The sequence below is a fragment of the Stenotrophomonas sp. 1337 genome (assembly GCF_031455455.1).
GTDB lineage: Bacteria > Pseudomonadota > Gammaproteobacteria > Xanthomonadales > Xanthomonadaceae > Stenotrophomonas > Stenotrophomonas indicatrix.
Window position 1 is genome coordinate 238207 of the sequence record NZ_JAVDSR010000002.1, and the last position, 19978, is coordinate 258184.

The 19978-nt window shown below is 62.7% G+C and carries 22 protein-coding genes; 16 read left to right on the forward strand and 6 right to left on the reverse strand.

Going from position 1 to position 19978, the window contains the following annotated elements:
• Positions 1-195 precede the first annotated feature (195 nt).
• Positions 196-660, reverse strand: coding sequence for an Lrp/AsnC family transcriptional regulator (locus J2X70_RS04980; RefSeq protein WP_079221085.1), 465 nt, complete (start codon positions 658-660; stop codon positions 196-198).
• A gap of 195 nt (positions 661-855) precedes the next feature.
• On the opposite strand from J2X70_RS04980, the gene panB reads away from it, so the two are divergent.
• The 7 genes from panB to J2X70_RS05015 all read left to right on the forward strand — a co-directional run bounded on the left by panB (position 856) and on the right by J2X70_RS05015 (position 9251).
• Entirely contained in the window at positions 856-1704 is an 849-nt protein-coding gene (gene panB, locus J2X70_RS04985; RefSeq protein ID WP_309909240.1) for a 3-methyl-2-oxobutanoate hydroxymethyltransferase, read from the forward strand.
• A 192-nt stretch (positions 1705-1896) separates the two neighbouring features.
• Positions 1897-2514 carry a TetR/AcrR family transcriptional regulator gene (locus J2X70_RS04990; protein ID WP_218788333.1) on the forward strand — a complete coding sequence of 206 codons (618 nt, stop codon included), beginning with the start codon at positions 1897-1899 and terminating at the stop codon, positions 2512-2514.
• Positions 2515-2591: 77 nt separating this feature from the next.
• The gene (locus J2X70_RS04995; protein ID WP_100437154.1) at positions 2592-3695 is read left to right on the forward strand and encodes an efflux RND transporter periplasmic adaptor subunit; all 1104 of its coding nucleotides are present in this window, start codon (positions 2592-2594) and stop codon (positions 3693-3695) included.
• Entirely contained in the window at positions 3692-6787 is a 3096-nt protein-coding gene (locus J2X70_RS05000; protein WP_279207897.1) for an efflux RND transporter permease subunit, read from the forward strand. Before J2X70_RS04995 ends, J2X70_RS05000 begins: the two co-directional genes overlap by 4 nt.
• Positions 6788-6832: 45 nt before the next feature.
• Positions 6833-7663 (forward strand): oxidoreductase, encoded by an 831-nt coding sequence (locus J2X70_RS05005; protein WP_100437152.1) that lies wholly within the window; start codon positions 6833-6835, stop codon positions 7661-7663.
• A 1-nt stretch (position 7664) separates the two neighbouring features.
• On the forward strand, positions 7665-8237 hold the full coding sequence (locus tag J2X70_RS05010) for a TetR/AcrR family transcriptional regulator (protein ID WP_100437151.1): 573 nt from the start codon (positions 7665-7667) through the stop codon (positions 8235-8237).
• Positions 8238-8357: 120 nt separating this feature from the next.
• Entirely contained in the window at positions 8358-9251 is an 894-nt protein-coding gene (locus tag J2X70_RS05015; protein WP_100437150.1) for an NAD(P)/FAD-dependent oxidoreductase, read from the forward strand.
• A 145-nt stretch (positions 9252-9396) separates the two neighbouring features.
• Here J2X70_RS05015 and J2X70_RS05020 read toward each other — a convergent pair whose 3' ends face one another.
• Positions 9397-10167, reverse strand: a complete 771-nt coding sequence (locus J2X70_RS05020; protein ID WP_100437149.1) for an SDR family oxidoreductase — start codon at positions 10165-10167, stop codon at positions 9397-9399.
• On the opposite strand from J2X70_RS05020, the gene J2X70_RS05025 reads away from it, so the two are divergent.
• Positions 10151-11170: an AraC family transcriptional regulator gene (locus tag J2X70_RS05025; protein WP_279207907.1), complete on the forward strand. Its 1020-nt coding sequence runs from the start codon at positions 10151-10153 to the stop codon at positions 11168-11170. The two genes, J2X70_RS05020 and J2X70_RS05025, sit on opposite strands and share 17 nt — an antisense overlap.
• 3 nt (positions 11171-11173) lie before the next feature.
• Here J2X70_RS05025 and J2X70_RS05030 read toward each other — a convergent pair whose 3' ends face one another.
• Both J2X70_RS05030 and J2X70_RS05035 read right to left on the reverse strand, forming a co-directional pair.
• On the reverse strand, positions 11174-12160 hold the full coding sequence (locus J2X70_RS05030; protein ID WP_140226076.1) for an NAD-dependent epimerase/dehydratase family protein: 987 nt from the start codon (positions 12158-12160) through the stop codon (positions 11174-11176).
• A gap of 28 nt (positions 12161-12188) precedes the next feature.
• Positions 12189-12737: a TetR/AcrR family transcriptional regulator gene (locus J2X70_RS05035; protein WP_025875904.1), complete on the reverse strand. Its 549-nt coding sequence runs from the start codon at positions 12735-12737 to the stop codon at positions 12189-12191.
• Between the two features lie 355 nt (positions 12738-13092).
• Between J2X70_RS05035 and J2X70_RS05040 the strand changes: the two genes are divergently transcribed.
• Both J2X70_RS05040 and J2X70_RS05045 read left to right on the forward strand, forming a co-directional pair.
• A complete protein-coding gene (locus J2X70_RS05040; protein ID WP_309909251.1) occupies positions 13093-13257 on the forward strand; it encodes a hypothetical protein in 165 nt (54 codons plus the stop codon).
• A gap of 204 nt (positions 13258-13461) precedes the next feature.
• Positions 13462-14658 carry an ATP-binding protein gene (locus tag J2X70_RS05045; RefSeq protein ID WP_309909253.1) on the forward strand — a complete coding sequence of 399 codons (1197 nt, stop codon included), beginning with the start codon at positions 13462-13464 and terminating at the stop codon, positions 14656-14658.
• Positions 14659-14697: 39 nt separating this feature from the next.
• Here J2X70_RS05045 and J2X70_RS05050 read toward each other — a convergent pair whose 3' ends face one another.
• Both J2X70_RS05050 and J2X70_RS05055 read right to left on the reverse strand, forming a co-directional pair.
• Positions 14698-15396, reverse strand: a complete 699-nt coding sequence (locus tag J2X70_RS05050; protein ID WP_099844692.1) for a hypothetical protein — start codon at positions 15394-15396, stop codon at positions 14698-14700.
• A gap of 155 nt (positions 15397-15551) precedes the next feature.
• Positions 15552-15821, reverse strand: a complete 270-nt coding sequence (locus J2X70_RS05055) for a hypothetical protein (RefSeq protein WP_025875897.1) — start codon at positions 15819-15821, stop codon at positions 15552-15554.
• Between the two features lie 525 nt (positions 15822-16346).
• Between J2X70_RS05055 and J2X70_RS05060 the strand changes: the two genes are divergently transcribed.
• From J2X70_RS05060 to J2X70_RS05085, 6 genes are all read left to right on the forward strand, one after another.
• Positions 16347-16919, forward strand: coding sequence for an Ax21 family protein (locus tag J2X70_RS05060; protein ID WP_025875896.1), 573 nt, complete (start codon positions 16347-16349; stop codon positions 16917-16919).
• Between the two features lie 115 nt (positions 16920-17034).
• Positions 17035-17802 (forward strand): helix-turn-helix domain-containing protein, encoded by a 768-nt coding sequence (locus J2X70_RS05065; RefSeq protein ID WP_218788358.1) that lies wholly within the window; start codon positions 17035-17037, stop codon positions 17800-17802.
• Positions 17803-17871: 69 nt separating this feature from the next.
• The gene (locus J2X70_RS05070) at positions 17872-18240 is read left to right on the forward strand and encodes a VOC family protein (protein ID WP_309909255.1); all 369 of its coding nucleotides are present in this window, start codon (positions 17872-17874) and stop codon (positions 18238-18240) included.
• A 24-nt stretch (positions 18241-18264) separates the two neighbouring features.
• Positions 18265-18591, forward strand: a complete 327-nt coding sequence (locus J2X70_RS05075; RefSeq protein WP_309909257.1) for a hypothetical protein — start codon at positions 18265-18267, stop codon at positions 18589-18591.
• A 7-nt stretch (positions 18592-18598) separates the two neighbouring features.
• Positions 18599-18868, forward strand: a complete 270-nt coding sequence (locus J2X70_RS05080; RefSeq protein WP_309909259.1) for a hypothetical protein — start codon at positions 18599-18601, stop codon at positions 18866-18868.
• Between the two features lie 105 nt (positions 18869-18973).
• Positions 18974-19948: a Dyp-type peroxidase gene (locus J2X70_RS05085; RefSeq protein WP_301865168.1), complete on the forward strand. Its 975-nt coding sequence runs from the start codon at positions 18974-18976 to the stop codon at positions 19946-19948.
• Positions 19949-19978: the final 30 nt, after the last annotated feature.

Here is a 19978-nt window from a genome sequence, read left to right on the forward strand (position 1 = left end):
TCAACCAGCGATTACACATCAGCTCGGCGGCACAGTTGCCGAAGGCGACCTGCCAGGTAATCCGGACATTTCCACAACCTGTAGCGCCCGGCCGGGTTGACCAATATCTGACTCGGATGGCATGCACACGCCAGCTTCCGCTTCCGGCCAGAAGCGGACAGCATCAACGCTTGAGGAATTTAGGTGAAGCGGCTGTTATTGCGTGCCACCAGGAAAGAGCGGGCGCTCGGCAACCACCTGCTTCATCACCAGGGTGGAGGTGAGTCTCTGCACACCGGGCAGCGACGACAGCTCGGCATCGTAAAGACGCTGAAACGCTGATAGGTCTTTGACCAGTACCTGCAGCAGATAATCGGGATCGCCGAAGAGTCGCTGAGCCTGGACGACTTGATGCAACGCCACAACAGCTTTTTCGAATGCCTCCACCGCTCGCTTGTCGCCCTCCTTGAGAGTGACGAAGACGATGGTTGAGAACCCGAGTCCGAGTGCCGCAGGATCCAGCTCGGCTCGATAGCCTCGGATGACCCCGCTCTGCTCCAACGCCCGAAGACGACGGTGGCAAGGGGAAAGACTCAGGCCGACCCTCGCGGCCAGATCGGTAACTGAAATTCGGCCGTCTCGCTGCAGCTCGGCAAGAATCTTTCGGTCATATGCGTCCATGGGGAATATTTTGCCCCTGCCGGGCGATGGGCCGCAACAATCAGGCGCCAATTTCAGCCTTCATGGGAATACCATCCCTGAACCAGTGTGCTCCCCGAGAATCCGCCTTGCCCACAAGCCGGAACATCGGACTGGCGCGGCATGCTGACCAGTGCGGCAGTGCCTATGCCCCCCTTCCCACGTACTGAAATCCCCATGAGCGAACAGATCTCCCCCTACGGCACTTCACCATCGGCTGCATCGACTCACCAGCCGAGAGTCCGCATCCACCATCTCAAGCAGATGAAGGAGCGAGGAGAGCGATGGGCAATGCTTACCACCTACGACATGTACACCGCAGCAGTCTTCGAAGAGGCCGGAATTCCGGTTCTACTGATAGGAGATTCGGCCGCCAACAACGTATTTGGCTACGAGACTTCGCTGCCCGTAACGGTTGATGAGCTTTTGCCCCTGGTACGCGCCGTGTCCCGCACAGCAAAACGGTCCTTGGTGCTGGCCGACCTCCCTTTCGACTCGTATCAGGGCTCTACAGAGCAATGCTTCCATACCGCCGTGCGTTTCATGAAGGAGGGCGGCGCACACGCGGTCAAACTGGAAGGTGGTTCGGAAATGGTGCCTCAGGTGACGAAGCTCACCAGCAGCGGCATCCCCGTCATGGCGCATATCGGATTCACCCCCCAAGCCGAACACCAGCTCGGCGGATATCGCGTACAGGGCAGGGGGGAAGCGGCAGATGCACTGGTTGAACTTGCCCAGGAAATGGAGCAAGCAGGAGCGTTCGCATTACTGCTGGAGATGATTCCAGGAGAAGTGGCTCAACGCATCACGTCATCGGTAAAAATCCCGACCGTCGGTATCGGCGCCGGAAGTGAGTGCGACGCGCAGGTACTTGTATGGCAGGACATGGCTGGACTGCGCACTGGGAAGCTTCCCCGCTTTGTGAAGCAGTACGCTGACATGCGCACGGTGCTGCTTGAAGCGGCCAGTGCATACATGGACGATGTCCGCAGTGGTCAATTCCCAGGTCCAGAGCACACGTTCTAGTTCATCGGTAGGCCGGAATACAGAGGGCACAGGCACATCACATGCGGCTCGTCGCTGCGTGTACCCCGCTCCATGGAGCAGTGTCGTGGATGTCCGCTTTCGGCCAAAAGCGCGCATGCGAGCAATTAAGTGACTAGTATCCGCAGTGCGTCACACGTTGATGGTTCATGGAAGCTTGGTTAAGCTCCGCAGATGAACACTGCAACTGCCCCAGCTGGTCCCGGCCGTGGGCCGGCCACTCACGATATCCGCAACCAGATTGTTGTTGCGGCTACTGAACACTTCAGTCACTACGGGTACGAGAAAACCACCGTTTCTGACTTGGCCAAGGCGATCGGCTTTTCAAAGGCGTACGTCTATAAATTCTTCGAATCGAAGCAGGCCATTGGCGAGGCGATCTGCTCCAACTGTCTGGCACAACTTGAACAGGAAATCGGTCAGGCGCTCGAGGGTGTAGAGCAGCCTGCAGAGCGGATGAGGAAGCTTTTCAAGGCATCAACCGAGGCTCACCAGCGGCTCCTCTCCCAGGACCGGAAGCTCTATGAGATCGCGCAGTCGGCTGCCGCAGAGCATTGGCCTTCCGTGCTGGCATACGAAGACAGACTGCGCGCTCTGCTTCAGCAGCTTCTGCTGCAAGGTCGGGATTCAGGTGATTTTGAGCGCAAGACGCCTCTTGATGAAACGACCGACGCCATCTATCTCGTGCTGCGCCCTTACCTGAACCCTCTCCTATTGCCGCATAGTCTTGACCACAACGATCAGGCCCCCACGCTGCTTTGCAGCCTCGTTCTGCGGAGCTTGTCTCCCTGAAGAGGCCGCCCAGTGACTATTGACTAGTTTGGTCACCCGTAGCAAAGTTCCGTCCAGGTCGGATCGACGGAACTCCCATGCGGCAGATTGTTAAAAATTCATTATTCATTGCACTTGCCGTTGCCCTGGTCGGCTGCGGTACTGAAGCGCCGCCAGACCCTAGAACAAAGGCGCCCTTGGTCCGCACGGCGACTGTGGGGGGGGACGGCGCTGCGTCTCGCACATTCACAGGAACGGTAGCGGCGCGGGTCCAGAGCGATCTCGGATTCCGCGTTTCAGGGAAGGTATCGCAGCGCTTGGTGGATGCTGGACAGAAGGTCCGGCGCGGGCAGGTCCTGATGCGAATCGACCCGGCCGACCTTCAGCTGTCGGCGCAGGCACAGCAGCAGGCCGTCGTAGCCGCACAAGCCCAAGCCCGGCAGGCTATTGCCGATGAGGCGAGGTATCGCACCCTGCTCGGTACGGGCGCCATCTCGGCCTCGTCATACGACCAGAGCAAGGCCGCAGCTGATGCAGCACGCGCCCAGCTCAGTGCCGCCAAAGCCCAAGCGCAGGTGGCAAGCAATGCCAATCGCTACGCAGAGTTGCTAGCCGATGCTGACGGAGTCGTCATGGAGACGCTGGCCGAGCCGGGCCAGGTAGTTAGCGCCGGCCAACCCGTCGTCCGACTGGCCAGAGCAGGAGAGCGCGAAGCCATCGTGCAGCTCCCCGAGACACTGCGCCCCGCCTTGGGCACGGTCGGGCAGGCCACACTCTACGGGGATCGCGGAAGTCCAGTACCTGCCAGACTTAGGCAGCTCTCTGACGCGGCTGACCCGCTGACACGCACCTATGAGGCCCGCTACGTCCTGGACGGCTCGCTGGCAGAGGCTCCTCTGGGCGCCACGGTGACGGTGGAAATCGCAGTTAACGCCTCAGCGACTGCTCCACTTCTGGTGCCGATTGGCGCCCTGTTTGATCCCGGGAAAGGGAACGGGGTCTGGGTACTGGAGGGCAAGCCCGTCAAGGCCGTCTGGCGCCCCGTTCAAGTGGTGGGACTCTCGGATGACATGGCGCAGGTCAAGGGCGATCTGCAATCCGGGCAGAAGGTCATCTCGCTTGGCGCTCATCTCATAAGGAATGGCCAGGTGGTCACGCCCTTGGATGAGGGCAAGGACGCACGCAATGGAGCTCAGCCATGAGCGAAGGCCGCTTCAATCTTTCCTCACTGGCAGTTCGCGAGCGCCCCATAACCGTCTTTCTACTGTTCCTGATCACGGTGGCGGGGGTCCTGGCCTTCTTCCAGCTTGGCCGTGCCGAGGATCCCCCGTTCACGATCAAGCAGATGACCGTCGTCACTGCGTGGCCAGGGGCAACGGCGCAGGAAATGCAGGACCTGGTAGCCGAGCCGCTGGAGAAGCGTTTGCAGGAACTGCGTTGGTACGACCGTTCCGAAACCTACACGCGGCCAGGATTGGCCTTCACGATGCTGTCCCTGCGCGATGCGACGCCGCCCTCGCAGGTGCAGGAGGAGTTTTACCAAGCGCGTAAGAAGCTAGGAGACGAGGCAGCGAGACTACCGGCAGGTGTTATCGGGCCGATTCTCAATGACGAATATGCAGACGTGACGTTCGCGCTTTTCGCACTGAAAGCCAAAGGCGAGCCACAGCGGCTTCTGGTACGCGATGCAGAGGTGCTGCGACAGCAGCTGCTGCACGTGCCTGGTGTCAAGAAGGTCAACATCATTGGCGAGCAGCCCGAGCGCATCTTCGTATCCTTCTCGCATGATCGGTTGGCTACCGTAGGCGTCACCCCCCAGGACATATTCACGGCCCTCAACAGCCAGAACCTGCTGACGCCTGCCGGTTCGATCGACACCCGCGGACCGCAGGTCTTCGTTCGGGTGGACGGCGCCTTCGATAGCCTGGAGAAGATCCGTCAGACGCCGATCGTAGCGCGGGGGCACACTCTGAAGCTATCCGATGTCGCCACAGTTGAGCGCGGCTATGAAGACCCCGCGACGTTCTTCGTTCGCAACAACGGGGAACCTGCGCTGCTGCTGGGCGTCGTCATGCGTGACGACTGGAACGGACTGGATCTTGGCAAGGCACTGGAGTCCGAGGTTGGCAAGATCAACGACCAATTGCCTCTTGGCATCTCGCTCACCAAAGTAACCGATCAGGCCGTGAACATCAGTTCGGCGGTCGACGAGTTCATGGTCAAGTTCTTTGTCGCGCTGCTTGTTGTGATGCTGGTCTGCTTCATCAGCATGGGCTGGCGCGTCGGCATCGTCGTCGCAGCGGCCGTGCCCCTGACGCTTGCAGCAGTCTTCGTCATCATGGCCGCCACGGGCAAGAACTTTGACCGCATCACGCTAGGCTCGCTCATCCTGGCCCTGGGGCTGCTTGTGGACGACGCCATCATCGCCATTGAGATGATGGTCGTGAAGATGGAGGAGGGTTACAGTCGTGTGGCCGCCTCGGCCTACGCGTGGAGCCACACTGCTGCCCCGATGCTGTCCGGCACGTTGGTCACCGCCATCGGGTTCATGCCCAACGGTTTCGCCCGATCCACCGCAGGCGAATACACCGGCAACATGTTCTGGATTGTTGGCATAGCGCTCATCGTGTCCTGGGTGGTGGCCGTGGTGTTCACGCCCTATCTTGGCGTGAAGCTGCTGCCCGACATCAAGACCGTGGAGGGCGGGCATCAGGCCATCTACAACACTCGCAACTACAACCGCTTCCGCGCATTTCTGACGCGCGTAATCGCGCGCAAATGGCTGGTCGCCGGCGCGGTGGTCGGCCTGTTCGCGCTGGCCGTCATCGGCATGGGCGTGGTCAAGAAGCAGTTCTTTCCTACCTCGGATCGGCCCGAAGTACTGGTCGAGGTGCAGATGCCTTATGGCACCTCCATCCAGCAGACCAGTGCCGCAACGTCGAAAGTCGAGGCCTGGCTGGCAAAGCAGGAAGAGGCGCGCATTGTCACCGCCTACATCGGTCAGGGGGCTCCACGCTTCTTCCTGGCGATGGCGCCGGAACTGCCGGACCCGTCGTTTGCCAAAATCGTGGTGCTCGCTGGTGATGACAAGGAGCGCGAAGTTCTGAAGTTCCGGTTGCGCGAAGCAATCGCCAGCGGTCTGGTACCCGAAGCGCAGGTACGGGTCACCCAGATCGTGTTTGGTCCGCCATCCCCGTTCCCGGTCGCCTACCGGGTCATGGGGCCGGACCCGGACAGGTTGCGCGAGCTCGCTGATCAAGTGGGCCTGATCATGCGCAGCAACCCGATGATGCGCACGGTAAATACGGACTGGGGTCCGCGCACCCCGACATTGCACTTTGCGCTGAATCAGGATCGCCTCAATGCCGTGGGCCTGACCTCAAACTCGGTGGCCTCGCAACTACAGTTTCTGCTCAGTGGTGCACCGCTCACCGACGTGCGCGAGGACATTCGCTCCGTGCAGGTGGTAGGCCGCGCAGCGGGCGATGCGCGCCTGGATCCCGAGAAGATTGCAGACTTCACGTTGGTCGGCAGTGCCGGTCAACGCGTCCCACTCTCGCAGGTGGGAACCGTAGAAGTACGCATGGAGGATCCTATCCTGCGTCGACGTGATCGCACACCCACCATCACGGTCCGCGGCGACATTGCCGAGGGCCTCCAGCCGCCTGATGTCTCGACGGCAGTCCTGAAGGATTTGCAGCCGCTGATCGAGCGGCTCCCGGCCGGCTACCGCATCGAACAGGCCGGTGCGATCGAGGAGTCCGGCAAAGCTACGACGGCGATGCTCCCACTGTTTCCCATCATGATCGCCCTTACGCTACTCATCATCATTCTTCAGGTGCGATCAATCGCCGCAATGATCATGGTGTTCGCCACCAGTCCGCTAGGCCTCATCGGCGTGGTGCCTACGCTGCTCCTCTTCCAGCAGCCCTTTGGCATCAACGCGCTAGTTGGATTGATCGCGCTGTCGGGCATTCTGATGCGCAACACCCTGATCCTCATCGGGCAGATCCATCAGAACGAGCAGGAAGGGCTGGGTGCATTTGATGCGGTCGTCGAGGCGACTGTGCAGCGGGCGCGCCCAGTCATCCTGACGGCGCTGGCTGCGATTCTGGCCTTCATTCCCCTGACGCATTCGGTGTTCTGGGGAACGCTGGCGTACACGTTGATCGGCGGAACATTGGCAGGAACCGTCCTCACGCTGGTCTTCCTGCCAGCGATGTACGCGATCTGGTTCAAGATCAAGCCGTCCCTACCCGATGCAGTCGAGCCGGCACTCGGGCCTGCGCACTGAGGAGTACTCCATCACATGAACGCGCATCCAATCCAGAAGGCAGCCATGGAAAAGAAGATTGTTCTGGTCACCGGCGTCTCTTCCGGAATCGGGCAAGCCAGCGCAAGGGCGCTGGCCCACGCAGGTTGTGTGGTATATGGCAGCGTTCGCCAGCTTGAACATGCGCAGCCGATCAAGGGCGTGACGCTGGTGCAGCTTGATGTCTGCGAGAAGGCAAGCATTGATCGTGCAGTGGCCACCATCATTGCGAGGGAGGGGCGCATTGACGCTCTGGTGAACAACGCGGGTCACAACCTGATCGGTGCAGTGGAGGAGACCGAAGTAGTTGAAGTCGAGTCGTTGTTCGACACGAATGTCCTAGGCGTGATCAGGGCCATTCGGGCCGTACTGCCCTCCATGCGAGCGCAGCGCGCCGGTCGGATCATCAACGTGAGTTCCGTGCTCGGATTTCTCCCTGGGCCTTACATGGGCGTTTATGCGGCCAGCAAGCATGCCTTGGAAGGGCTGTCGGAGAGCCTGGATCACGAGGTTCGTCAGTTTGGGATACGGGTCACTCTGGTGCAGCCCTCCTTTACCAACACTGGATTCAAGATGAATACACAGCGAGCCAGTACATCCATCGCCGACTACGACTTCGAGCGCGAACTCGCACTGGATGCGATCGCTCGCGCATCCGATGAGGGCACGGACGCAGCGCTCGTGGCCGGTACCATCGTCGAGGCGGCTCTCGGCAAGTGGAAAATGCGTCGCACACCCGCGGGCCAGGCGTCGCTGTTGGCGAAGTTGCGGCGCTTCATGCCTGCCGCGCCAGTGGATGCCAGCCTGCGAAGGGCCTTTGGGCTGACCAAGGCCAAGGCGCATAGCGGGCGCTCCTGAGATGAATGGATCTGCGAAGCGTTGGGAGCGCGCGCGCGCGCATACCCGGGCGTGCATTCTTGAAGCCGCCGCCGAAGCGTTCCAGTCCTCCGGCTACGACGATACGTGCATGCAGCAGATCGCGGATCTCGCGGGGTACACCAAGGCGACTGTTTATGCACACTATCGCGACAAGGCGCACCTCTTCACGGCCGTCATGAATCTTCACGCGTCGAGCCTTCCCGAGCCCGTCGTACGTGCTCATCCTGGAGCGGACCTTAAAGAGGAGTTGGACTATGTCTCTCTGGAGATCCAGAAGCTGGCTCAGCTGGATGTGTGTCGACGCTTCTGCGGGGCGCTCCGCCATTCCGTAACTGGAACAACCCCTTACGCCGAACTCTGGAGCGCTTACCTTGCCCCCTTTAGGGCATACATTTGCTCGGCATTGGTTCGCAACGGAGTGGAGAGGGCAGAAGAGCACGCCAGTCTGTACCTTCAGTTGCTGCTGCAGGCAAATTCCCTGCAGGTGGCGCCGCAGCCGGCGATCAATGCCGGCGCAATGCTGAGCGTGTTTCATCGGGCCTTTCAGCAGTAAAGTTCACCTGGATAGATCATCGCAACCGGGTTGCATCCTCTGGCACGTTTTGCGTGCATCGTTGGACGGTATGAGCCAGAGCACCTGCTGCCCTTCCACTGCCAACACGGAGCTATCAGTATGAATGACGTCATTATTATCGGCGGCAGCTTTGCCGGCCTCGCAGCCGCACTTCAGCTTGGCCGCGCCCGTCGGAAAGTCACCGTTCTCGATACCGACCTGCCGCGCAATCGATTCGCCGGCCATTCGCATGGACTGCTTGGTCACGATCACAAGCCGCCACTGGATATTCTGGCGGAGTCACGGTTGCAGCTGGCCCGTTATCCGGCGATCAGCCTGGTCAAGGCACGTGCCGAAGGCATTCTCGGCACGATCGATGACTTCTCAGTCCTGACGGCGGATGGCATCCGTCTTGACGCCCGCCGCTTGATCCTAAGCTATGGTGTGGTTGACCAAGTCCCCGATGTTCCAGGTTTTGCAGAATGCTGGGGCAAATCCGTCGTCCCTTGCCCCTACTGTGACGGTTTTGAGGTTGCGGGACAACATTGGGGACTCGTCTGGTCCGGTCCGCAGTCGCACAATCAGGCCAGGCTGTTCCTCGACTGGACCGACAGATTGACGGTCATCGCTGATGGTCACCACATTCCGTCCGACATTCGGGTCGACCTTGAGCATCGAAACATATCCGTCGTCGATGGCCGGATGGTCGAGATCGCACATCATGGAGGTCATATCACTACCGTCAATCTTGATACGGGCAGCAAGGTGGCCGTCGACATCCTGTTTGCGCATCCGCGGAATAGACCTTCGGCAAATCTGCACGAGTCACTGGGCCTCACCACGGTCGAGACGCCCGCCGGCATCACCCTTAAGGTTGACGAGCGCGGCCAGACCAGCAGGCCCGGTGTCTACGCCGCGGGCGATCTCACCACGCCCTTCTTGCCCTCGGTAACCCAGGCAACGTCGCAGGGCGCAATGGCGGGAATCTTTGCCCAGCAGTCGATGCTGGCCTGAGAACATTGATTGGAGATAAGCGCGTGTGCCGCCAGAATTCAACTGTCTGGTACAACCGTTCCACCCTCGATAAGAACCGGAATCCCGTACTTCGTCCGATGTCTGCTTACGGCCAGAATCGGACATCGTCCGGTCACCTCATCGCCTACAGAAGCATTCCCCCCGAGGCCTCAATGCGCTGGCCGGTGATCCAACGACTGCTTCCCGCCAGCAGGTTTGCCACGGCCATGCCGATGTCGTCGGGGCGACCCGTACGTCCCATCGCCGTGTGCTGTGCCACGTAGTGGTTCACGGCGGCATCGTCGCGCACTGCACCGCCGAAGAAGTCGGTCTCGGTGGCGCCAGGGGCTACGGCGTTGACCGCGATGCCCCTCGGTCCCAGCTCGAGCGCGAGATAGCGGGTGGCGGTTTCCAGTGCGCTCTTCATTGCTGCGTACACCAGGCTGCCCGCAGCCACGTGGCGGGTCAGGCTGGTGGAGATGTTGATGATGGCGCCGCCATCGGCCAGCTGCGGCGCCAGCAACTGGGTCAGCAGCAGTGGCGCTTTGAAATGCACGCGGTACAGCAGGTCGATGTCATCGCCGCGGATCTCACCGAACGCCGATGGTGCGTGCAGCCCTGCATTGTTCACCAGCTGTTGGAAGTGCGATGCACCCCAGCGCTGCAATTGTGCCCGCACAGCCGATGCGAAGGTCTCCAGTGATCCAATCGCATCCAGATCCAGCGGCAGCATCGCGGCGCGTACGCCATAGGCTTCGATCTGGCGCAGGGTTTCGGCGGCCTGAACCTGCTGATGCTGGTAGGTAATCATCACGTCGCTACCCTGCCTGGCCAAGTGGAGGGCAATGCTGCGGCCAATGCCGCGGCTGCCGCCGGTAACCAGGGCGATGGTGCGCGGGGTGTGTACGCTGTTCATGGTGGCTTTGTCTCGTGAAACGGAGCGTGACATGCTGCGCCGAGGGTGCCGTCCGCACTTGCCCAATTGCACACGATCCTTGCCCGATTTCCCTGCTACCTGTGATCGCCAAGCCCCGCTGCGTGCATTAGCGCTGCAGGCGCAGGCGGTGCTGCGCGCACGCAGCCTGGACGCGGAGCCGCTGCTGGAACTTCTGCCCGGCGCTTGGCTGGCGCGTACAGGATCAACGCGCGCTCCGGCCCCGGCTCTGTACCGTCCCGCGGTGGCGGCGGTGCTACAGGGGGCCAAACAGGTATGGGTGGGCGATGCGGTGCTGGAATATCGCGCCGGCGATGCACTACTCACCCGTCAGCCCGTTCCCGCTCGCGGGATGGTGGCCCGGGGCAACCACCAGACGCATTTTCTGGGGCTGGTGGTGGAGTTGGACACCGTCTTGTTGCGACAGTTGCTGAGCCAGTTGGGCAACCCACCTACAGGCCAAGCGCCTCATCCTGCGCCATTCAGTGTGGTAGCGCTGGATTCACCCGTACTGAGCTGTCTGCTGCGTCTGCTGGAGCTGGCCCTCGACACGCCCGACGCCCAGCGGCTGCTGTGGCCTGCCCTGCAGCGTGAGCTGCTGTTTCGTCTGTTGCAGGGTGAAGCAGGGCCAGCACTGCTGGCGATGGCCCAGCCATCTCCCTTGGCACGGCGGATGGCGGGCGCGATTCGCACCCTGCAACGCAGCTTCCGGCAACCGCTTGATGCGGCCGCGCTGGCCAGCCGTGCAGGCATGGGCAGCGCGCTGTTCTATCGGCATTTCCGTGCGGCAACGGGCCTGTCACCGCTGCAGTACCAGAAGCAGCTGCGCCTGATCGAGGCACGTCGCCTGCTGCAGCGGGGCGGCACCAGCATCTCCGCCACCGCGTTCGCCGTGGGCTACGAGAGCCCTTCTCAGTTCAGCCGCGAGTTCAGTCGGCTGTTCGGCCACGCACCGCGCGAGGCTCTCCCGCCGATCGCTCGATGAGTATCAGCCTTGCTCGGCCACTTGGCGCTGCAGCATCGCGATTCCGGCTTCCAGCGTAACCGCCGGCCGATAGCGAAGCTCGCTGCGTGCACGGCTGTCATCCAGTGTGACCTCCACCGCTGAAGATGCGAACTCCTGGCGGGTCATTGGCGCACGCAGAGGCAGCCGCAGTCTGCGGAACAGGTCATCCAGTCCGATGAAAACACGCAGCAGCGCACGCGGCACCTGTTTTTCAGGCGGTTGTACGCCATAAGCCAGCAACTGAGCGCCAATCAGACGGCGGAACGGCACGGGCGCACCATCGCAGATGTGGTAGACACGGCCGCCCGCACCGCGCGTCAAGGCGCAGCAGACCGCTTCAGCCAGGTTGTCCACGTGGGTGGACGAGGTGAGGTAGTGCCCGCCGTCGATCCAGGCGAAGCGGCCGCTGCGTACGGCCTGCAGCAAGTAGGGCATAGCGGTCGTGTTGTCGCGGCCCCAGACAAATCTTGGTCGCAGCACCTTCACTGCGAAATGCGGTGTGGACAGCGTGATCGCCACCCGTTCTGCTTCAGCCTTGCTCGCGCCGTAGATGCCTGCTGCGCGCGCCGGATACTGATGGTCCTCGCGCGCCTGATGCAAAGGCGCACCGGTGGTCAGTGCCGATTCGCTGCTCAGCACGATCGCCACCGACACACCCGCAGTACGGGCGGCCGTCAGCACGTTGCGGGTGCCTTCCACGTTGGTCTGCCACTGGCTGGGTGAAGCATTTCGGTGGTCGGTGTCGGCGGCCGCGTGGATCAGCGCGGCGCAGCCCTCCATCGCCGCAGCGATGTCGGGGTCCAGCAGATCGCCGTGTACCGGCTGGGCGCCCAGCGCCTGTACCACCGCCGCCGCCTGGGGGCTGCGCACCAGCGCACGCACGTGGTGACCGTCTGCACACAGGCGGCGAATCAGATTGCGGCCCACGTAGCCGCTTCCTCCGGTCAGGAAGAGGGTGGAAGAACTCATCAGGGTTACCTCGGGGGAGAGAACGGGTTCAGCGCGGCGGCGTCTCGATCAACGCGCCAATGTCCTGCAGCAGCTGCTGCCGCTGCGCGGCCGGCCACTGCACGTAGTCCAGCGACTCCAGCAGCTTCATACCCTCCAGCGCGAGGTATGCCAGCAACGCGCTGCGTGGGTGCGTGGCCTGCTGCTGGATCTCGGCCAGGATCTGCGCCTGGTTGTGCTGGATGGGTGCGCGCAGCTGTGGATCCTGGGCCATGGCCGCGCACAGCGCCAAGGCCACCGGCTGGAATGCCTCGGGAAAGGGCTGGGCCGCTGCGGCAATACGACCGCGCAGCAGCGCATCCTGGTTGAACCCCTTGGCCGCCTCGCGGTTGAAGGCGTTGTCGCGGGCCACCGCACGTTCGACCACGGCCTGGATGAGACCGGCCTTGGACTGGAAGTCGTAGACCACCGAGGCCTTGCTGACCCCGGCTTCGGCGGCCACCGCATCCAACGTCAGGCGCGCCGCCCCCACCTGGGCGACAACGCGCTCGGCAGCATCAAGGAGCTGCTGCGGATCAATACTTTTGCGACGGCCCATCACCGGGTCCCATATTTAACCATCCGGTCGATTATAAATGTGGATGCGCTGGTGTAAAGCCCTCTGGGTGGCCTACAGCGCGTCATGGAGCGCGCCCAGCTGGCGCAGGATCTGCGTGGCCGCCGACAGCTTGGCCTCGGAGTACTGCGCCACGCCTGCTGCATCCACTGCTGGATGTTCGCTTCGCGCTGCCGGTGGCGCGCTCGACCGGCAGCCGTCAGCTTCACCCGCACCTTGCGCCGGTCGTCGGTTGCCTCCTGCTTGTCCACGTAGCCAGCACCTACAAGACCTTTCAGCAGCTGGGTCACGGCCGCAGTGGAAGTTTCGTTGCCCTCTGTCTTCAACCTGACGTGCGATGCAGCATCAGCAGGAAGAGCAAGCTCCGCGTGAGCGTGGGCAACTGCTGCAGCAGGCGATGATTTCGGGGAACGCCTACTTCGACGAGAGCGGCTCGACGGATATCGAGCGGCGCCGCAAGACGGCGCTGTTGTATCGGGCAACGCTGGAAATCAAGCTCTGAACGGTCATCGACGATCGGCGCGACCACGAGACCAAGGAGATGGCCTGACCTGCGCAATGTCTGCATTCGGACAGATCGGTCGTTCACCTCCCGCAGGGGGCCCCGGTGTCCGCCACGACCAAGCCTGAAAAGGCCGCAATCACCCTCGCATCAACCTACACAGCGGTTCCATGGGATGATGCGGTGCCCACCGGACGAGCGACCATGCAGAAGCTGACGGACCCCAATCTGCTGGACGACATCGCCGAGATTGGTCGAATCCAGGCCGTGCCGCGAATCCTGGAGACCGTCGCCCACATCACGGGCTCACGATTCACGGCTATTGCCCGCGTGACCCAGACAACCTGGACCGCGTGCGCCACCTTCGACACCCTGGGGTTCGGGCTGGTTCCCGGTGGCCAACTGGTGCTTGAGACCACCATCTGTGACGAGATCAGGCAGTCGGCGACGTCAGTTGTATTTGCGCATGCAAGCGAGCACCCGATTTACTCCCAGCATCACACGCCACGGATCTACGGACTTGAGAGCTACGCGTCCGTTCCCATCCATCGGCCAGACGGCAGCTTCTTCGGCACGCTCTGCGCGATTGATTCGGCACCGGCCAACTTCGACGTAGCCCACGTCCAACGCTCCATGGAACTGCTGGCCGACCTGGTAGGAAGTTACCTCGACAAGGAAGATCGCCTTGTGCGAGCGGAATCTGCGCTCTCCGACGCGCATCGTGTCGCCGACCTGCGCGACCAGTTCATTGCCGTGCTGGGTCATGACCTGCGCAGTCCGCTGCAGGCCATCAGCATCGCCGCAGATTCGCTGGCATGTGAGGCGGGCACTGAGCGCCAGCAACGGATGCTCGCGCACATCACCTCCGGCGTTGCCAGAATGGACGGACTGATCAACGACGTGCTTGATTTCGCCAGGGGACGTCTGGGCGGCGGCATTCCCATCGCGCTGCAGCTGACAAGCACGCTGGAAGAAGACCTGAAACGGGTTGTGGAAGAGGTGGCAATCGTCACTGGTCGCCAGGACATCAAGGTCCACATAAAGATAGACGACGACGTGGTCTGCGACCCGAGCAGATTGGCACAGCTCCTGGCCAACCTGCTCACCAATGCAGCGGTACACGGAGAGCGCTCGTCCCCGATTACGCTGACCGTCCACTCCGAGCCGGAAATGCTCACGCTCGACGTACACAACGAGGGACACATTCCATCAGCGAGGTTGGACGCGATTTTCAGCCCATTCTCACGTGAAAAGAGTGAGCGTCCGCGGCCGGGTCTCGGCCTCGGCATCTACATTGCGTCGGAGATCGCGCGGTCCCATGGCGGCACGTTGGAGGTGGAGTCCAGTGCGGCCGCCGGCACCTTGTTCACGTTCAAGATGCGCAGGCTGGAGCTTCCGTAGCGGTCTGCCGCGGCCACGTCCGCAGCCTTCAACCGGGTTTCATTTGCGGGCGTGTCGCGCGTCTTTTTCATCTACGTCCTTCGCAGCCGCGCGACTCTGCGCGAACTCCGGGAACGTATCTTCGATCGAGTCCTTGTCCGGCAGCACGTAGAACACGCCGCCTTTCTCGAACGTGGGATGCACGATCTTCTCGTAGAACCCGGGCGAGACATTGATGCAGCCGTGGGTGACACGGTTGTCGTCCGGTGTGGCCGATGCCAGTCGTTCACTGCGCTTCTCTTTCGGGGTGCCCGGGGGAAGCGGGTGCATTGAAACGGCGGAATCGTAGTCCACCCACAGCACGCGTCCGGCATCCTCGGACGGGCCATAGGCGCCAATGAAACGACCCGCCGGGGTGGTGCGGTCGTGGCCGGGAATCGCGCTCAGTGCGAGCTTGGCGACGCCGGGTGCCGAGTGATCGCCGATGGCCGAACCAAACAGCGCTGGCGCTGCGCCGCGCAGCTTGCCGTCACCGCCGAAGACCAGGACCTGCGCAGCCGCCTTGTCCATGATCGCGAACGGATAGCCCTGGTTGTCCTTGCTGGCCACGACCCAGCCGGCCAGTTCAATCACCGTATCGGACACTTCCTGGCCCTGCGGAAGTTCATCGGCGGCGGTCGCCGTTTCCGTGGGTGCGTCCTTGGCTTCCTTGGCGTTCCTGGCGCTGGCTGCGCCGGTTCCTGCCAGTGCCAGCGCGATGGCCAGCGTGGCCGATACGGCCCGGCGTGCAGGGAGTGAGTACGTACGAATGGGACGGCTCCTTCGGATGACGACCGAGAGGCTGAAAGACACCAGTGGCCGGTGAAGGCCACTGGTGTCTGGTTCAAGCGTTCATCAAAGTGGGTGGAGAGCGGTTACCCGCGCGGCTTGCGGCCGGGGACCCTTTCGAGCTGCTGCACGCGGCCTTCGATCTGATCCAGACGCTGGTTGGCCTGCTGTGCAGACTGGTTGGCGGATTCGGCGCTCTGCGCCGCGCCCTGCACCTTCACGTCGAGCTGGTCGAGACGCGAGTTGATCGTTGCAAATTCGTCTTTGTAGGTGGCGCAAGCACCGAGGCTTACGGTAGCAACGATGGCTACGGTGACGGCACGTGCCGCGTTGATTTGCTGCTTGGTCAGGAACATTCCACTCCCTCCTTCGTCTGGGGAGTCTGGAATATAGCGGCGTTTGTTCCCGCCGCTGCGAAGTGCTTTCAGCTGCAGTTGGAAGACGTGGATGGCCTGTGAAGGTCGGGCAATCAGCAATCCTTAACAAGCGGGAACAAGCGAGCTCTGCTGCATCGGTTGATGTCCTTGTGCCACTTCAATCTCTCCAATTCATCAGCCTGAAGCCGACTCGCGTTGTTCCTCTCAATGGGCGCAGATGAGCATGGCGCACAACATCGACGCGCGCACCGCGCTTCCGTGAGCGAAGTCCTCTCGTGCGATCCATGACCGAAGCAGCTTGGCAGGTCGGAGTGCATCCAGCGAGCTGCTACGCGGCGCATCGAGAGTTCCCTGAACAGGAACCTCATTCATGTACTGGTCAGTTCAATATTCAGGGCCGATTTCATCAACAAACGGATAATTCACACCTGTCGAACGCCTCTCCTCCCTCCCCTCCCGAGGGGCGTTCGACGAAACCAAAATAATGAAAGGTGTATCCCGATGATCAAGAATTCGCTGCTTGCCCTGGGTCTGTTGGCCGCGCTGCCGTTCGCCGCATCGGCTGCCGATGGTCTGTCGTACAACTACGTTGAAGGCGGCTACGTGAACACCGATGCCAAGGGCGGCGACGCTGATGGCTGGGGCGTGAAGGGCTCGGTCGCCGTGCATCCGAACTTCCACATCTTCGGTGATTACAGCAAGCAGGAAACCGACACCTTCAAGAACGATGTCGACCAGTGGCGCATCGGTGCCGGCTACAACTACGGCATCGCACCGAACACCGACCTGGTGGCTCGTGTTGCATACCAGAAGTTCGACATGAAGCACGGCCTGGACTTCAACGGCTACTCCACTGAAGTGGGCGTGCGCACCGCGTTCAACCCGTACCTGGAAGGCTATGCGCTGGCCGGTTACGAGGATTACAGCAAGAAGCACGGCATCAACCCGGACGGCGAGTTCTACGGCCGTGTCGGCGCCACCGCCAAGTTCAACCAGAACTGGGGCCTGAGTGGCGAAGTGAAGCTGGCCAAGGCCGGCGACCGCGAGTGGTTCGTGGGCCCGCGCTTCAGCTGGTAACAAACGCCTGTCGTTAGTGCGTGTAACTGGCGTGTGATCTCTCTCCCACACGCCAGCGAAGCCCGGCCTCGTGCCGGGCTTCTCTTTTTCCGGCATCGCTTTGCCACAATGGGGCATGGGCGATCCCTCCACTCCCGCTGGCACCGGCTCGGTCTACCAGGAACACCTGGCGCCTGCGCCGCTGCGTGGCCAGTTCGGCCAGCTCTGGCAGAGCCAGTTGCCTGCTGATGCCAGTGGCAGCATCACCGTGCTGCCCGATGGATGCGTGGACATTCTCTGGCGTGACGGTGCGCTGTTCGTGGTGGGGCCGGACCGTACCGCCGCACACCCGCAACTGGCCCCCGGTGCACAGGTGCTGGGCGCGCGGTTCCGGCCTGGACAGGCATCGTCTGCGCTCGGCATCGACTTGTCCGGCATCGTCGGCCAAGCCGTGCCCCTGATCGAATTCAATGCCCGCTGGGCGACGCAGGCTGCGGCCTGGATCGGTGACGCCGCGCCCGACCAGCGCCTGCAGCGCGTGGCTGACAGCCTGCAGCGGAACATGCCGGCCGCCGTGCTGGACGAGCACACACGCCGCGCGCATGCGCTGTTCGCGCACGCTGCCAGAGGCGATGCCAGCATCGACGCACTCGCCGCACATCTGGCGATGAGCCCGCGCACCCTGCGTCGCTTCAGCCAGACGCAGTTCGGTTACGGAGCAAAGTCGCTGGAGCGGATCCTGCGTCTGCAGCGGTTCCTGCGCTGCAGCCAGACCCAACCCGCGCACAGTCTGGCGATGCTGGCCGTGGAGGCGGGCTATGCCGACCAGGCCCACCTCAGCCGCGACGCCCGCGAGCTTGCCGGCCTGACGGCCAGTGCGCTGCGCCAGCAGTGGGGACGTTGATGGCCGTTTCGTTCAAGACCCGGGCCCGACCCTGACCGATGCTGGGCGCTCCAACCACGGAGCCGCACCATGAGCCACGCAGACACCACCTCTGCCGAACGCCGCATCGACAACATCGAATTCAACGTCGCCGACATCGCCCGCAGCAAGCAGTTCTATGGGCAGGTCTTCGGCTGGTCCTTCACCGACTACGGCCCGGCCTATGCCGAGTTCGATGACGGCCGCCTCAAAGGTGGATTTGTCGCCGACGAGGCAGTGACGCCCTCAGGAGGCGCGCTGGTCATCGTGTACTGCGTGGACCTTGCCGACGCGCAGCAGCGCATCCTCGCAGCGGGCGGCGAGATCGTGCAGGCCGTGTTTGCCTTTCCCGGCGGCCGTCGCTTCCATTTCCGCGATCTGGACGGCTACGTGCTGGCGGTGTGGAGCGACGCCAGCTGATCCGTCTGCCTCTACAATCCGCCAATGGAAACGCACATCGACGCCTATGTAAGGCAGGCCGACGGCAACTGCATCAAGGTGGTGCTGTTCAATGGCCGCTCGCGGGCCTCGCTGCAGGCGCTGGGCTTCACCGCTGGCGAGGGAGACACCCTCACCCTGCCGGTCCCCGACGATGCAGCCAAGGCCGCCGTCTTCCTCCGCCTGCGTGATCTCGGCGTTGCCTTCTCGGCGGGCAGGGAGTGGTGTCCGGCCGATGTGTTCGAGCATCTCCGCGATGGCGGTGTGCTGGAGGGACCCTACCTCCGGGTTGCGTGGCGCACGCCGCGGCAGTTCACCGTGACCACGGCGTAGCCACAGCATGAACGTGATCGAGATCGATGGAGCGAATCTGCTGCGCGATGTTGAGGATGGCTGGCAGCTGCAGGCGTCGGTGGTCTCGCAGGACCGCACGCGGTTGGCCTGCATCCTTCGTGTCGGGCAGCGCCTTCGCGTCGAGCGGTTCCTGCGCGGACACATGCGGCCGCAGTGGCAGGGGGAGTGGTGGGTGCAGCAGCCACAGCACTCGATCACCGACAGCGGGCAGCAGGCACAGGTCCTTGCCGACGAGTGGCTGGCGCCCGTCGGCTGACCACCGCGAACTGAGAACCGCTCCGTCGCCGGCAAGGTCGTTCCGCTATGATCGCCCGCACATTGCCGCAGGCGATGTGCCCGCCTCAAGCCAGCAGGAACCATCGTGAACGCCCAGCCCGCACCCATCACCGCCCTCAACCACACGCTCGACAACGAGCCGCAGCAGATCACCGCGCCGCTGACCCATTCGGCCGCGTTCCTGGTGCTGACGGTGAAGGACGATGCGGCGTCGCTGGCGAAAGTGCGCGAGGTGCTGGCCAGCACCGATGACCTGATCAAGAACACCGCCATCCGCGAGATCGAGCGCACCTTCACCTGCAACGTGGCCATCGGCCACCGCGTGTGGGCGCCGCTGGTGGGCAGTACGCCGCCGCGCGAGTTGAAGCCGTTCCAGGAAGTGAAGGGTGCGACCCACACGGCGGTCTCCACGCCGGGCGACCTGCTGTACCACATCCGTGCACGCACGATGGACCTGATCGTGGCCTTCGAGCGCAACCTGATGATGGCCTTCGGCGATGCGGTGGACGCGGTGGATGACGTGGCCGGTTTCCGCTACTTCGACGGCCGCGACCTGCTCGATTTCGTCGACGGCACGGCCAACCCCGAAGGCCTGTCACTGCCGGAGGCGACCATCGTCGGCGACGAGGATCCCGACCATGCCGGTGGCAGCTACGTGGTGGTGCAGAAGTACCTGCACAACCTCGATGCCTGGCGCGCGCAGAAGACCGAAGCGCAGGAAGCGATCATCGGCCGCACCAAGCACGACAACATCGAGCTGGACGACGCATCCGCCGACGCGCAGAAGTCGCACAAGACGCTGTGCACCATCGAGGATGCCGACGGCGAGCACGAGATCCTGCGCGACAACATGCCCTTCGCCAATCCGGGGCGCGGCGAGTACGGCACCTACTTCATCGGCTACACGCGCCGGCTGTGGGTGATCGAGAAGATGCTGGAGCGGATGTTCATCGGCAATCCGGCGCCGCTGCACGACCGCATCCTCGATTTCTCCACCGCGACCACCGGCGTCACCTTCTTTGCGCCCTCGCGCAAGGTGCTGGCCGACCTGGGCGACTGATCACGCCGGGTGGGGCAGCCAGGTAGATCC